General features: G+C 72.9%; 14 protein-coding genes. 4 read left to right on the top strand and 10 right to left on the bottom strand.

The window, feature by feature from the left end:
* Positions 1–659 (bottom strand): 1-phosphofructokinase family hexose kinase (locus ACRDSK_RS25170; RefSeq protein WP_431443721.1); only part of this gene is annotated, 659 nt, incomplete at its 3' end.
* Between the two features lie 4 nt (positions 660–663).
* Positions 664–1566, bottom strand: coding sequence for an ROK family protein (locus ACRDSK_RS25165; protein ID WP_431443720.1), 903 nt, complete (start codon positions 1564–1566; stop codon positions 664–666).
* A 40-nt stretch (positions 1567–1606) separates the two neighbouring features.
* Between ACRDSK_RS25165 and ACRDSK_RS25160 the strand changes: the two genes are divergently transcribed.
* Complete coding sequence (locus ACRDSK_RS25160; RefSeq protein WP_431443718.1) at positions 1607–2392, top strand: DeoR/GlpR family DNA-binding transcription regulator; 786 nt, start codon at positions 1607–1609, stop codon at positions 2390–2392.
* 109 nt (positions 2393–2501) lie between these two features.
* On the opposite strand, the gene ACRDSK_RS25155 is transcribed toward ACRDSK_RS25160, so the two are convergent.
* The 6 genes from ACRDSK_RS25155 to ACRDSK_RS25130 all read right to left on the bottom strand — a co-directional run bounded on the left by ACRDSK_RS25155 (position 2502) and on the right by ACRDSK_RS25130 (position 7317).
* Positions 2502–3053 (bottom strand): TetR/AcrR family transcriptional regulator, encoded by a 552-nt coding sequence (locus tag ACRDSK_RS25155; protein ID WP_431443722.1) that lies wholly within the window; start codon positions 3051–3053, stop codon positions 2502–2504.
* 62 nt (positions 3054–3115) lie between these two features.
* On the bottom strand, positions 3116–4228 hold the full coding sequence (locus ACRDSK_RS25150; protein ID WP_431443717.1) for an acyl-CoA dehydrogenase family protein: 1113 nt from the start codon (positions 4226–4228) through the stop codon (positions 3116–3118).
* A 73-nt stretch (positions 4229–4301) separates the two neighbouring features.
* Complete coding sequence (locus ACRDSK_RS25145) at positions 4302–5486, bottom strand: acyl-CoA dehydrogenase family protein (protein ID WP_431443716.1); 1185 nt, start codon at positions 5484–5486, stop codon at positions 4302–4304.
* Positions 5483–5935 carry a MaoC family dehydratase gene (locus tag ACRDSK_RS25140; RefSeq protein ID WP_431443715.1) on the bottom strand — a complete coding sequence of 151 codons (453 nt, stop codon included), beginning with the start codon at positions 5933–5935 and terminating at the stop codon, positions 5483–5485. The genes ACRDSK_RS25145 and ACRDSK_RS25140 overlap by 4 nt, the downstream gene beginning before the upstream one ends.
* A 3-nt stretch (positions 5936–5938) precedes the next feature.
* Complete coding sequence (gene fabG, locus ACRDSK_RS25135; protein WP_431443714.1) at positions 5939–6694, bottom strand: 3-oxoacyl-ACP reductase FabG; 756 nt, start codon at positions 6692–6694, stop codon at positions 5939–5941.
* Positions 6695–6783: 89 nt separating this feature from the next.
* Positions 6784–7317: an XdhC family protein gene (locus ACRDSK_RS25130; protein WP_431443713.1), complete on the bottom strand. Its 534-nt coding sequence runs from the start codon at positions 7315–7317 to the stop codon at positions 6784–6786.
* An 18-nt stretch (positions 7318–7335) separates the two neighbouring features.
* On the opposite strand from ACRDSK_RS25130, the gene nudC reads away from it, so the two are divergent.
* The 3 genes from nudC to ACRDSK_RS25115 all read left to right on the top strand — a co-directional run bounded on the left by nudC (position 7336) and on the right by ACRDSK_RS25115 (position 10558).
* Positions 7336–8223, top strand: a complete 888-nt coding sequence (gene nudC, locus ACRDSK_RS25125; protein ID WP_431443712.1) for an NAD(+) diphosphatase — start codon at positions 7336–7338, stop codon at positions 8221–8223.
* A gap of 41 nt (positions 8224–8264) precedes the next feature.
* A complete protein-coding gene (locus ACRDSK_RS25120; protein WP_431443711.1) occupies positions 8265–9056 on the top strand; it encodes a methyltransferase domain-containing protein in 792 nt (263 codons plus the stop codon).
* A gap of 215 nt (positions 9057–9271) precedes the next feature.
* Positions 9272–10558: a phosphoribosyltransferase family protein gene (locus ACRDSK_RS25115; RefSeq protein WP_431443710.1), complete on the top strand. Its 1287-nt coding sequence runs from the start codon at positions 9272–9274 to the stop codon at positions 10556–10558.
* On the opposite strand, the gene ACRDSK_RS25110 is transcribed toward ACRDSK_RS25115, so the two are convergent.
* Together ACRDSK_RS25110 and ACRDSK_RS25105 are read right to left on the bottom strand one after the other, a co-directional pair.
* A complete protein-coding gene (locus ACRDSK_RS25110) occupies positions 10536–13049 on the bottom strand; it encodes a DEAD/DEAH box helicase (RefSeq protein WP_431443709.1) in 2514 nt (837 codons plus the stop codon). The two genes, ACRDSK_RS25115 and ACRDSK_RS25110, sit on opposite strands and share 23 nt — an antisense overlap.
* A 67-nt stretch (positions 13050–13116) precedes the next feature.
* Positions 13117–13648: FHA domain-containing protein (locus ACRDSK_RS25105; protein WP_431443708.1), on the bottom strand; the 532-nt coding region annotated here is incomplete at its 5' end.

Genomic DNA, 13648 nt, shown 5'->3' with positions numbered 1-13648 from the left:
GCTACCAGGCCGTCGGCGCCGAGGGAGGCGACCACCGCGCCGGCGCCTCGGGACCGCAGCTCCCGCGCCGCGGCGAGCGGGTCGGCGAGGCCGGTGACGGCCAGCTCGTCGGCGTTGGGCTTGATCACCCGCGGGCGCGCGGCGACACCCTCGAGCAGGGGTCCGCCGGAGGCGTCCAGGATCGTCGGTGTCGCGGTCGCGCCGACCAGCTGCGCGTAGGCGTGGTCGGGCAGGCCGGGCGGCAGGCTGCCGGACAGCACGACCACGTCCGCACGGGCGGCGAGCTCGTGGAAGCGACCGGCGAACCACGCCCAGTCCTCGATGGACAGTCGGGGACCGGGCTCGTTGAACGCCGTCGCCGCACCATCCGATGTGGACACGACGGTGACGGTTCGGCGGGCGGGCGCCGACGGCTCGACGAGCGCCTCGCGGATGCCGGCAGCGGCCAGGTCGGCTCGGATCTCCCGGCCGGTGTCGCCGCCGGCGAACCCGGTGACCAGCGGGTCGTGGCCGAGCGTGTACAGCACCCGGGCCACGTTGACGCCTTTGCCGCCGGCCCGCGCGCCGGTCGGCTCGACCCGGTGCGCGCCGCCCGGCACCAGCGTGGGCACGTGGTAGGTGACGTCGAGGGCCGCGTTGAGCGTGACGGTCAGGATCACCCGCTCACGCCACCGCGCGCCAGGCCATGATCGCCGAGCCGATGCAGCCGGCGTTGTCGCCGAGCGAGGCGGGCACGATCTTGGGCACCCGCTGGAAGGTCATCCGGCCGACGAGCGCCGCGCGCAGCGGGGCGAGCAGCGTGTCGCCGGACTCCGCGAGGCCGCCGCCGATCGCGACGATCTCCGGAGCGAACAGCGTGCTCGCGGTCGTCAGCGCGGCGGCGAGTCCTTCGATCGCCCGGTCCCACACGGCCGCGGCGTCCGGGTCGCCGGCGAGCACGGCCTCGGCCACGTCCGCCGCCCGGGTCACCGGCTTCCCGCTCGCCTCGGCATAGCGGCGGGCGATGTGCATGGCCGACGCGACGGTCTCCAGGCAGCCGCGGATCCCGCAGCCGCAGACCGTCCCTTGTGGATCGACGACGATGTGGCCGATCTCGCCGGCGTAGCCGTCCGCGTCCAGCCGGTGGCCGTCGACGAGCACGGCGGCCGCGATGCCGGTGCCGATCGGCATGAACATCGCGTTGCGCACCCCGGTCGCCGCGCCGACGGTGAACTCGGCGAGCCCACCGGTGCGCACGTCGTGGCCCAGCGCCACCGGCATGCCGGCCGACTCGCTCAACAGCGAGCGCAGCGGCAGCTCCCGCCAGCCGAGGTTGACCGCGGCCCGCGCGACGCCCCGCTCCTCGTCGATGATCCCCGGTGCGGCCACGCCGACCCCGCAGACGGTGGCCTCCCCGGCGGTTGCCCGCAGCTCGTCGATGAGCTCGGCGATCTGCCCGACGTCTACGCTGCGCGCCACCCGGCGGGTCGGGGTGCGGTGGGTGTGCACGACGCGCAGGTCCTCGGCGACCAGCGCGGCCTTGATCGAGGTGCCGCCGACGTCGATGGCCGCGACGAGCCGGTCCATGTCAGATCCTTCGCGGGTAGTGGGGTTTACATTGCACCATGTGGATCGCTACGAACGGCTGAGCGCCCTGCTCGACCTGCTCGGACAGCGCGGCAAGGTCGACGTCGATGACCTCGCCGCCGAGCTCGACGTGTCCGCCGCGACCATTCGCCGCGATCTCGACCACCTCGCCGAGCAGCAGCTGCTGACCAGGACCCGTGGCGGCGCGGTCGCGAACAACGTCGCCTACGACCTGCCGCTGCGCTACAAGACCGCGCGGCACGCGTCGGAGAAGGAGCGCATCGGACGTGGCGCGGCGGCGCTGGTCGCCCGCGGCGGCGTGGTCGGGCTGAACGGCGGCACCACGACCACCGAGATCGCCCGCGCGCTCGCGATCCGCCCGGACCTCGCCACGCAGGCCGACGAGCCGGCGATCACGATCGTCACCAACGCGCTCAACATCGCCGGCGAGCTGGCGGTGCGCCCGCACGTCAAGCTCGTGGTGACCGGTGGAGTCGCCCGGCCGCAGTCGTTCGAGCTGACCGGTCCGCTGGGCACCCGGATCCTCGGCGAGATCACGATGGACGTGGTGTTCCTCGGCGTCGACGCGGTCGACCCGGTGCAGGGCGCCTACACGCACCACGAGGGCGAGGCGAGCATCAACCGGCTGATGGCCGACCGCGCACGGATGATCGCCGTCGCGGCGGACAGCTCGAAGCTCGGCCGCCACGCGTTCGCCCGCATCTGCCCCACGTCGTCGATCGACCTGCTGATCACCGACGACGCCGCGCCCGCGGAGCTGGTGAAGGCCTTCGAGGCGGAGGGCGTGCGGGTCGAGACGGTGTGACCGCGCGGCTCAGTGCGGCACCGTCAACCCGACGACGCACCCGACGATGCGATCCTGAGCGACGCCCCGATGCCGACCCGGACCGCGTAGGAGGTGCCGGCCGACGGCCCTAGCCGGCGCGGTGGCCCAACATGCTCAGCACGAGGTCGGCGTACTGGCGGCCCAGCATCGCCGGGGAGGGCTTGCTCGCCGGGGAGTACCAGCGGGCCACGTCGATGCCGAGCGAGAGCACCGCGCGGGCGGCGGTCCGCACGTCCGGCACCGTGAACGCGCCCGCGTCCACGCCGCGGGTGATCACCTCCCGGACGAGCCGCTCGGTGCGCCGGCGCAGGTCCACGACAAGGTCGTAGTCGTCGGGCGGCAGCGCGTGCAGCTCGTGCTGCACCACCCGGGCGACCACGTGCCGCTTCGCGTGCCAGGCCACGAAACGCTCGACCAGCGTGCGCATCGTGGTCACCGGGTCGGGGTCGGCGGCCACGATCGACTCGACCATCGCGAGTGTGCGCTCGTGGCCACTGCGGCTGATCGCGAACAGCACCGCCGACTTCGCGGGGAAGTGCACGTACAGCGCCGCCGGGCTCATCCCGGCCGCGGTCGCGATGTCCCGGGTCGTCGTGGCGTGGTAGCCGCGCTCGGCGAACGACTCGACCGCCGCGGCCATCAGCCGGCGCGCCGCCTCCGGCCGGACGTCCGGCCAGAGGTCCTCGGTGACCGGTAGCTGCGTCACGCCGGCAGGTCGGCCAGCGGGGCGAGCAGCTGGCGGTGCCGGCCCGGCGTGCCGAGCGCCACCTGGTCCGCCTTGGCCCGCTTGAGATACAGGTGTGCCGGATGCTCCCACGTCATGCCGATCCCGCCGTGCAGCTGGACGCATTCCTCGGCCGCGTGCACGGCGACGTTCGAGCACAACGAGTTCGCGAGACTCGCGGCCAGGCGCGCCTCGCCGGACGTGCCCGGCGTGTCGGCGGCGGCCCGGGCGGTCGCGCGGGCCAGCGCGAGCTCCTGGAACAGGTCGGCGAGCCGGTGCTTGAGCGCCTGGAACGAGCCGACCGGCCGGCCGAACTGATGACGTTCCTTGAGGTAGGCCACCGTGCTCGTCAGGCACCACTCGGCGATGCCGATCTGCTCGGAGGCCAGCAGCCCCGCGGCCGTCCACAGTGCACCGTCCAGAGCGGACTCGGCGGGCCCGTCGAGCGGGGTGGACGTCGCGCCGTCGAAGGTGACGTCCGCGACCGGCCGGGTCAGGTCCAGCGACACCACCGGCGCGACGGTCACGCCCGCCTGGTCGACCGGCACCGCGTGCAACCCTGGGCCGTCCGGGCCGGTGGCCGGCACGACCAGCACGTCGGCGGCGAGCGCGTCGCCGACCGAGCGAACCGAGCCGCGCAGCGTACCGTCCTGCGCCGACACACCGGTCGGGAACGCCGAACCCGGTGCGGCGCCCAGCGGCACGGCCAGCGCGCCCACCGACCTGCCGGCGCCGAGCGCGTCGAGCAGCTCGCGCACCGCGTCGGTCGGCTCGCAGCCGAGCAGCGCGGTCGTGGCGAGCACGGCGCTGCCGAGGAAGGGCACCGGCGCGACGGACCGGCCGAGCTCCTCCATGACGACGGCGGTCTCCCTCGTGGACGCGCCCTGTCCGCCCAGCTCTTCCGGCACGTGCAGCGAGCCCACGCCGAGCTCGGCGGTGAGCGTGCGCCACAGGTCGAGGTCGTAGGGCTTGTCGGTCTCGCAGCGGGCCAGGATGCTCGCCGGCTGCGCGCGGTCGGTCAACAGGTCCCGCACGCTGGCCCGGAGCTGGTCCTCGATGTCGGTGTAGAGCAGGTTCAGCGGAGCACTCACGACGCCCCCTCGCAGGCTCGGTGGCGCCGCTCGCGGTCGCCCTGTGTCTGATGGTTCGCTCCGCAAGCTCCGCTCACCGTGGCAGGTCCTTCCACGCGACCTTGGTGTCGACCCGCGCCTCGGCGGGCAGCCCGAGCACGCGCTCGGCGATGATGTTGCGCAGCACCTCGGAGGTGCCACCCTCGATCGAGTTCCCCTTCGCCCGCAGGTAGCGGTAGCCGGCCTCGCGCCCGGTGAAGTCGACCAGCTCCGGCCGGCGCAGCGTCCAGTCGTCGTAGCGCAGGCCGTCCTCGGCGAGCATCTCGACCTCCAGGCCGGACAGTGCCTGGGACAGCCGCGCGAACGCGAGCTTCATCGCCGAGCCCTCGGGACCGGGCGAGCCGACCGCGAGCTGCTGACGCAGCCGCATTCCGGCCAGCCGCAACGCCTCCGACTGCACCCACAGGTCGAGCAGCCGGTCGTGCAGCTCGGGCGTGCGGACGTCGGGGCGGTCGCGCCAGGTGCCGGCGACCGCGCCGATCATGCCGCCCTCGCGCGGCGTGGGTCGCCCGCCGATCGCGACGCGCTCGTTCATCAGCGTGGTCTGCGCGACCTTCCAGCCCTCGCCGACCTCGCCGAGCCGGTCGGCGTCCGGGATCCACGCGTCGGTCATGAAGACCTCGTTGAACTCCGCCTCGCCGGTGATCTGGCGCAGCGGCCGGACCTCGACGCCCGGCTGTTTCATGTCGAGGACGAAGTAGGAGAGACCGGCGTGCTTGGGCAGGTCCGGGTCGGTGCGGGCGAGCAGGATCGCCCAGCGGGAGTTGTGCGCGCTGGAGGTCCACACCTTCTGACCGGTGAGCCGCCAGCCGTCGACGCCGTCGTTCGTGTCGGGCACCGCCCGGGTGCCCGCGGCCGCGAGGTCGGATCCGGCGCCCGGCTCGGAGAACAGCTGGCACCACACCTCGTCGCCGGTCCACAGTGGACGAAGGAGCCGTCGCTTCAGCTCGTCGGTGCCGAAGGCGAGGATGGTCGGCGCCGCCATGCCGAGCCCGATGCCGATCCGCCGCGGGTCGTTGTCGGGCGTGCCGGCCAGCTCCGCCTCGACGACGTTCTGCAGCTCCCGGGCGAGCCCGAGCCCGCCGAGCCCCTCGGGGAAGTGCACCCAGGCGAGGCCGGCGTCGAAGCGCGCCCGCAGGAAGTCGATCCGGTCCATGGTGGACGGATCGTTGGCGGCCAGGAACTCGCGTGTCCGCTCGCGCAGCGCCTCGGCGGTCATGGCACGTACAGCGCCATCGACTCGGCGACGCACGCGGGTTTCTCGCTGCCCTCGATCTCCACCGTCATGCGGACGGTCACCTGCTTACCCTGTGGTTTGTCCACGACGTCGACGAGGTCGGCGCCCGCCCGCACCCGTGAGCCGACCGGCACGACGGAGGGGAAGCGGACCTTGCCGAGGCCGTAGTTGATGCCCATGCTGATGCCGTCCACGTGGTAGATCTGCTTGCCCAGCATGGGAATCAGGCTCAGCGTCAGGTACCCGTGGGCGATCGTGGTGCCGAACGGGCCCTGTGCGGCCTTCTCGGCGTCGACGTGGATCCACTGGTGGTCGCCGGTGGCGTCGGCGAACTGGTCGATCCGGTCCTGGGTCACCTCGAGCCAGTCGCCCGTGCCGAGGTGCTCGCCCTTGGCCGCGGCCAGCTCGTCGAGGTTCGCGAAGGTGCGCATGTGTCAGTCCTTGGGTCCGCCGGCCACGTAGATGACCTGGCCGGAGATGAAGCCGGACTCCTCGCCGGCGAGGAACGAGACCAGCGCGGCGATGTCGGCGGGCTGGCCGACGCGCTGGACCGGGATCATTGCCGCGGCGCCCTTCTTGAAGTCCTCGAACTCGACGCCGAGCCGCTGGGCCGTGGCCGCGGTCATGTCCGTCTCGATGAACCCGGGGGCGATCGCGTTGACCGTGACGCCGAACTTGCCGAGCTCGATGGCGAGGGTCTTGGTGAGGCCCTGCATGCCGGCCTTGGCGGTGGAGTAGTTGGCTTGGCCGCGGTTGCCGAGGGCGGAGGTGCTGGAGAGGTTGACGACGCGGCCCCAGCCCTGCTCGGTCTGGTGCTTCTGCACCTCGCGGCTCACCAGGAACGCGCCGCGCAGGTGCACGCCGAGGACGGAGTCCCAGTCGTCCTCGGTCATCTTGAACAGCAGGTTGTCGCGGGTGATCCCGGCGTTGTTGACCAGGACGGTCGGCGGGCCGAGCTCCTGTGCGACCCGTCCGACGGCGGCCTTGACGGCCGCGGAGTCGGTGACGTCGGCGCCGATCCCGATGGCCTGGCCACCCTTGTTCGTGATCGCCTCGACGGTGTCCGCGCAGGAGTCCTCGGTGAGGTCGACGACCCCCACGGCGAAGCCGTCCTGAGCGAGTCGCTGGGCGACCGCCGCCCCGATGCCTCGAGCGGCACCGGTGACGATCGCGACACGGGAGTGGGCCACGGCGTTGTTCCTCCACGGTTGGGTAGGCGACTAAGCAAGCGCTTAGGAAGCTACCTCGGTGGGGGAGCGGTCGGCAACATCCGTGTGAGCTACCAGTCGAAGCCGCCCGGCTTCTCGTTGCGGTCGGCGATCAGGCCCGCCAGGGTGGCGATCGCGATCTCGGCCGGAGTTCGCGAGCCGATGTTGAGGCCGATGGGCCGGTGGACGCGTGCGATGTCGTCCTCCGCGACGCCCAGGTCCTTCAACGCGGCCACGTGCGGGCCCGGGTGGCGGGGGTTGCCCATGATGCCGACCCACCGCACCTCGAGCGCCAGCGCGTCCCTCAGGTAGAGGCCCAGCTCGGGGCGGTGGTGGTCGGTGACGACCACGTCCGTGTCCCCGTCGATGTCGGTCGGGAGGTTGGGGAGGACCATCGTCTCGGCGTCCTCCTCGTTCGTCACCCGGCCCCGCTCGGGCTCGACGAGAGTGGTGCGGTAGCCGAGGTCGCGGCCGTAGCGGAGGAGGTGTTCCGCGACGGGCGAGGCGAACACCGCCACCAGCGTGCGCGTCTCCGGCAGTGCTCGCTCGTAGCCGTGCGCGATGGCGTCGCCGTGCGCGACGGCACAGTTCGGGTCGGTCTCCATGAGCCTAGGGTGACACGCGTGCCAGCGAATCACACGTTGCCGTACAACGGGTTGCGGCTCGACCGCGCGGGCGCTCGGCGGGGTGACCCCGGCTGGCTGGACCGCGTCCGGACGCACCCGGACGCCCGCGCGCTCGCCTTCCGCCGCGACGCGTGCCTCACCGCCGAGGGGCGGCCGGTCACCGTCGAGCCCGACGCCGCCGCGGTGTTCCTCGGGCTGGACGGGGAGGCGGGCGTGTTCGCCGTCGATCTGTCCGATATGGACGAATCCGCCGCACTGCGGGTGGCGCGGGCGGACACCGTGACCGACGTGCGCGCGCTCTTCGGCGCACTCGACGCGCAGGAGGCCGCGACCCTCGCCTACGGCCGCGGCATGCTCCACTGGGCGCGCAACCAACGTTTCTGCGGGGCGTGTGGGCAGTCCACCGAGGTGCGCCACGCCGGCCACCAGCGGTACTGCCCGGCCTGCGACCGGCTGCTGTTCCCGCGCATCGAGCCCGCGGTGATCATGCTCGTCGAGGCGCCCGGCCCGCCGCGCCGCTGTCTGCTCGCCCGGCACCGGGGCGCCGCGCCGAACGCGTACTCCACCCTCGCCGGCTTCGTCGAGATCGGCGAGAGCCTCGAGGACGCGGTGCGCCGCGAGCTCGTCGAGGAGGCCGGCGTCCGGGTCGGTTCCGTGCGCTACCAGGCATCCCAGGCGTGGCCGTTCCCGTCCGGGCTGATGGTCGGCTTCCGGGCCGTCGCCGAGTCCGACGAGGTGGCCGTCGACCACGAGGAGCTGCTCGAGGCCCGCTGGTTCACCCCCGACGACGTGCTCGACCTGCTCGCCGCGCACCGGGAGCAGGGCCGCGACCGGCCGGACTCCATCGAGGCGTACCTCATCCAGACCTGGCTCGACGAGGCGTAACTCGTTTGCGGGGCGGCCGGGCCTGGCCCGAGGATCGCCGCATGGGGCGCGACTTCGACGAGCTGGTGGCCGAGGCCGAGGCGGCACCAGTCGACGGCTGGGACTTCTCCTGGCTCGACGGCCGTGCCACCGAGGAGCGCCCGTCGTGGGGGTACGCCCGGCTGATGGCGGCGCGGCTCGCCGGCGCCCGCACGGCGCTGGACATCCAGACCGGCGGCGGCGAGGTGCTCGCCACGGCGCCGCGGCTGCCGCCGGTGACCGTCGCGACCGAGGGCTGGCCGCCCAACCTCGGGCTGGCCGCCGCACGCCTGCGGCCACGAGGGGTGACCGTGGTGGCGGACCGGGACGAGCCGCCGCTCCCGTTCACCGGCGACGCGTTCGAACTGGTCGTGAGCCGGCATCCGACGCGCATCTGGTGGGCGGAGATCGCCCGGGTGTTGCGGCCCGGCGGCACCTACCTGTCGCAGGGGATCGGTCCGGCCAGCGTGTTCGAGCTGGTCGAGTACTTCCGTGGTCCCCAGCCACAGCACGGCCGCGACGGGCAGCCGGACCGCACGGGAGCCGGTGCGCGGGCCGCCGGGCTCGAGGTCGTGAACCTGCGCATGGAACGGCTGCGCACCGAGTTCCACGACATCGGCGCGGTGGTCTACTTCCTGCGCAAGGTCGTCTGGATGGTGCCCGGCTTCACGGTGGCGGCCTACCGCTCGCGGCTGCGCGAGCTGCACGACCTCATCGAGGCCGAGGGCCCGTTCCGCGCCCACGCGAGCAGGATCCTGGTCGAGGCGCGCAAACCCTGGAGCGTGGTCAGCGCGTCATCGCGGCGCGACGGCTGATCGGGGTCAGGTTGGCCTCCCGCGTGCAGGGGTCGTCGAGTGGAGCCTCGGTGTGGTCGACGTCGTCTCCCGTTGGTGGGCGGCCGCAGTGCGGACACGAGCACGTATCGCTCATATGTTCGACTCTACTCATGATCGCGGTGCCCGGCAAGAAACCCGGCCGGGGGTTTGGACCAGGGCCGGCGCGGGGGACACTTGGACCTGGAGGTGACGGCATGCGCTTCCGGGATCGGGTGGACGCCGGCCGCCGGCTGGCCGGGCACCTGGATCATCTGCGGGCCGAGAACCCGCTCGTGCTCGGCTTACCTCGGGGCGGCGTCCCGGTCGCCGCCGAGATCGCCGCCGCGCTCGAGGCACCGCTGGACATCGTGCTCGTGCGCAAGATCGGCGCCCCGCAGCGCCAGGAGCTGGCCGTGGGCGCCGTCGGCGAGGACGGCGTGACCGTGCGGAACGAGGCGGTGCTCACCGAGCTGGACCTGTCCTGGGCGGACCTCACCGGCCAGGTCGACCGCGAGCGGGCGGAGATCGCCCGGCGGGCGACCACGCTGCGCCCTCGGCCGCGGCCGAGCCTGCGCGACCGGACCGTGGTCCTGGTCGACGACGGGATCGCCACCGGCGCGACGGTGGTCGCCGCGATCCGGGTGGTCCGCCGGCTCGGGGCCCGGCGCATCGTGCTCGTGGTCCCGGTGGCCCCACCAGACACGGTCGCGCGGCTGCGCGACATCGCCGACGAGGTGTGGTGCGGCATGACGCCGAACCGCTTCCTCGCGGTCGGCCAGTGGTACGAGGACTTCCGGCAGGTCAGCGACGAGCACGTCCGCGAGCTCCTCGCGGCGGCCCCGCCGGACGCCTCCATCGGCGAGCCGGTCGTGGTGGCCGGCCACCTGCCGGGCGCCCTGTCGGTGCCCGCGGGCGCGGCCGGGATCGTCGTGTTCGCGCACGGCAGCGGCAGCGGGCGCAACAGTCCGCGGAACCGGACCGTGGCCGGCTCGCTGTACGCGGCCGGGTTCGGCACGGTGCTGGTCGACCTGCTCGACGAGGTGGAGGCGGGCGACCGCGCCAAGGTGTTCGACATCGACCTGCTGGCCTCGCGGCTGCGCGCGGCGGTCGACCTCGTGCGCGACGACCCGCGGCTGGCCGGGCTGCCGGTGTGCCTGTTCGGCGCGAGCACGGGCGCGGCGGCGGCGCTGCGGGCGGCCGCGGCCCCCGACGCGAAGGTGTCGGCGGTCGTGTCGCGCGGCGGGCGGCCCGACCTCGCGGGGGACGCGCTCGCCGCGGTCGACTCCCCGACGCTGCTCATCGTGGGCGGGCGCGACGAGCAGGTGCTGGAGCTGAACACGAAGGCGCGGGAGCGGATGCGCTGCCGGACCGAGCTCGCCGTCGTGCCCGGCGCGAGTCACCTCTTCGAGGAGCCGGGCGCACTGGAGAAGGTCGCCGAGCTGGCGACGAGCTGGTTCCAGGACAGCCTGCGCCCGGGGTTCACAGCTGGCCCGCCGCGGTGATCGTCACCGCCGCGGTGCCCTGCTCGTCGGACTCGGCGAGGTCGATCTCCGCGGTGAAGCCCCAGTCGTGGTCGCCGGCGGGGTCGTCGAAGATCTGACGGACGAGCCAACGGTCGGGCCGCTGGTCGATCATCAGGAACCGCGGCCCGCGCGCGTCCGGACCGGTGCCGATCTCGTCGTGCTCGTCGAAGTACGGCTCCACCGCGTCCGCCCACGCGTCGGCGTTCCACCCGGACTCGGCGTCCAGCGCGCCCAGCTCGGCGTAGTCCTGCCGGGCGGCGAGCTGCACGCGGTGGAACAGCGCGTTGCGCACGAGCACCCGGAACGCCCGCGTGTTCGCGGTGACCGCCGGCGCCCGGTCGTCCGGAGTGGACTCCTGGTCGGCGTCCGGGTTGGTCAGCTTCTCCCACTCGTCCAGCAGGCTCGAGTCGACCTGGCGAACCAGCTCGCCCAGCCACTCGGTCAGGTCCGCCAGCTCCTCGGTCTTCGCCTCCTCCGGGACGGTCTGGCGCAGTGCCTTGTAGGCGTCGGCGAGGTAGCGCAGCACCAGGCCCTCGCCGCGGGCGAGCTGGTAGAAGGCGACGTACTCGACGAACGTCATCGCCCGCTCGTACATGTCGCGGGCCACCGACTTCGGCGACAGGTGGTAGTCGGCCACCCACGGATGCCCGCGCCGATAGGTCTCGTAGGCCGCGTGCAGCAGCTCCTCGAGCGGCTTCGGATGCGACACGTCCTCCAGCAGCGCCATCCGGTCGTCGTACTCGATGCCCTCGGCCTTCATGGCCTGCACGGCCTCGCCGCGCGCCTTGAACTGCTGCGCCGACAACACCTGCCGCGGATCCTCCAAAGTGGACTCGATGACCGACAGCACGTCCAGCGGGTAGGCCGGGTCGTCCCGGTCCAGCAGCTCGATCGTGGCCAGCGCCAACGGGGACAGCGGCTGGTTCAACGCGAAGTCCAGCTGCAGGTCGACGGTCAGCCGCGCGCGCCGGCCCTGCTCGTCGGGCGTGTCGAGCTGCTCCACGACGCCGGCGGCGAGCAGCGCGCGGTAGATCGCGATGGCCCGGCGGATCAGCTTGCGCTGGACCGGCCGGTCCTCGTGGTTGTCCTCGAGCAGGTGGCGCATCGCGGCGAACGCGTCGCCGGGGCGGCCGATCACGTTCAGCAGCATCGCATGGGTGACGGTGAAGCTCGACGTGAGCGGCTCCGGCTCGGCCTCCACGAGACGCTGGAAAGTCGGCTCGCCCCAACCGATCGAGCCCTCCGGCGGCTTCTTGCGCACGACCTTGCGCCGCTTCTTCGGGTCGTCGCCGGCCTTGGCGAGGGCCTTCTCGTTCTCGACCACGTGATCGGGTGCCTGCACCACGACGTTGCCCACCGTGTCGTAGCCCGCCCGGCCCGCGCGGCCGGCGATCTGGTGGAACTCCCGAGCCTTGAGCAGCCGCACCTTCTGTCCGTCGTACTTGGACAGTGCGGTGAAGATGACCGTCCTGATCGGCACGTTGATGCCGACGCCGAGCGTGTCCGTGCCGCAGACGATCTTCATGAGCCCGGCCTGCGCGAGCCGCTCCACGAGCCGGCGGTACTTGGGCAGCATGCCCGCGTGGTGCACGCCGATGCCGTGGCGCACCAGCCGGGACAGCGTCTTGCCGAACCCGGCGGTGAAGCGGAAGTTCCCGATCAGCTTGGCGATCTCGTCCTTCTCCGCGCGGCTGCACACGTTGATGCTCATCAGCGACTGCGCCCGCTCCAGCGCCGAGGCCTGGGTGAAGTGCACGACGTAGAGCGGCGCCTGACCGGTGGTCAGCAGCTCCTCGATGGTCTCGTGCAACGGGGTCAGCCGGAACGAGTAGAACAGCGGGACCGGCCGCTGGGCCGAGGTGACGATCGCGGTCGGCCGCCCGGTGCGCCGGGTCAGGTCCTCCTCGAACCGGCGCACGTCGCCCAGCGTCGCCGACATGAGCAGGAACTGCGCGCGCGGCAGCTCCAGCAGCGGCACCTGCCACGCCCAGCCGCGGTCGGGCTCGGCGTAGAAGTGGAACTCGTCCATGACGACCTGGCCGACGTCGGCGGCCGCGCCCTCGCGCAGCGCGATGTTGGCGAGGATCTCGGCGGTGCAGCAGATGATCGGCGCGGCCGGGTTGACGCTCGAGTCGCCGGTCAGCATGCCCACGTTGACCGCGCCGAAGACGTCGCACAGCGCGAAGAACTTCTCCGACACGAGGGCCTTGATCGGCGCCGTGTAGAAGGTGCGCTTGTTGCTCGCGAGCGCGGCGAAGTGCGCGCCGACGGCGACCATGCTCTTGCCGGACCCGGTCGGCGTCGAGAGGATCACGTTCGACCCGGAGACGATCTCGATCATCGCCTCCTGCTGCGCGGGGTACAGCGTGAGGCCCTGTTCCTCCGCCCAGGTGTTGAACGCGTCGAACAGGGTGTCCGGGTCGGGATCGGCCGGCAGTGCCCGGATGAGCGGGGCCTCGGTGAGTGTCATGGTGACGTCGATCGTGCCTGATCGACGCGGGTTCGTCCCACCCGGTCGGGCTTCCCGCGGCGAGAAGTCACGCCCGGCGCAGGGTGATGCGGGTCCAGGCGCCGAGGTAGACGCGGTCGCCCTCGGTGAGAGGGCGAGGAGTGTTCGGGCGCATCGGGTCGGGCTCGTCGTTAAGCGTCGTGCCGTTCGCCGAGTCGAGGTCCACCACGGACCAACTGCCGTCGTCCTGCGCCAGCAGCAGCGCGTGCAGGTGCGAGACGCCAGGGTCCTCGGGCGGACCGGTGAGGTCGATGTCCGGGTCGATGCCCCGGCTGCGGCTCTGCCGCCCGATGCTGACCTGCTTGCCCTGCAACGGAAAGTGCCGGTCCGGGCAGTACGGCGGGAACTTGATGCCGCCGGCGTCGGGCCCATCGGCGGCCATCACCGAGTCGAAGTACGCCCGGTCGGCGCTGACGGTCGCCCGCCACGCGGCCGGCGGCTCGGGCGCACCCGACGTGGCGACTCCTGACGGGGCGGCCGGCGCGGCGGCGGGCGTGCCTGTGGGGGTGGCAGTGGGCGTGCCGGTGGGCGCCGGGACGGCGGCCGCCGCGGGCGGGGGA

Origin of the sequence: Actinophytocola sp., assembly GCF_050699915.1 — a bacterium.
Taxonomy (GTDB): Bacteria; Actinomycetota; Actinomycetes; order Mycobacteriales; family Pseudonocardiaceae; genus Actinophytocola.
Note: the sequence above shows the minus strand (reverse complement) of the source record. Positions and strands in the feature narration are given on the sequence as shown.

What these genes read in the sequence shown, in the direction of transcription:
- ACRDSK_RS25115 (WP_431443710.1), top strand. Translation starts at nt 9,272, where the DNA reads ATGCGCTTCCGGGATCGGGTGGACGCCGGCCGCCGGCTGGCCGGGCAC.
- ACRDSK_RS25130 (WP_431443713.1), bottom strand. Translation starts at nt 7,317, where the DNA reads ATGGAGACCGACCCGAACTGTGCCGTCGCGCACGGCGACGCCATCGCG.
- ACRDSK_RS25155 (WP_431443722.1), bottom strand. Translation starts at nt 3,053, where the DNA reads ATGGCCGCGGCGGTCGAGTCGTTCGCCGAGCGCGGCTACCACGCCACG.
- ACRDSK_RS25145 (WP_431443716.1), bottom strand. Translation starts at nt 5,486, where the DNA reads ATGACCGCCGAGGCGCTGCGCGAGCGGACACGCGAGTTCCTGGCCGCC.
- ACRDSK_RS25165 (WP_431443720.1), bottom strand. Translation starts at nt 1,566, where the DNA reads ATGGACCGGCTCGTCGCGGCCATCGACGTCGGCGGCACCTCGATCAAG.
- ACRDSK_RS25140 (WP_431443715.1), bottom strand. Translation starts at nt 5,935, where the DNA reads ATGCGCACCTTCGCGAACCTCGACGAGCTGGCCGCGGCCAAGGGCGAG.
- ACRDSK_RS25120 (WP_431443711.1), top strand. Translation starts at nt 8,265, where the DNA reads ATGGGGCGCGACTTCGACGAGCTGGTGGCCGAGGCCGAGGCGGCACCA.
- ACRDSK_RS25110 (WP_431443709.1), bottom strand. Translation starts at nt 13,049, where the DNA reads ATGACACTCACCGAGGCCCCGCTCATCCGGGCACTGCCGGCCGATCCC.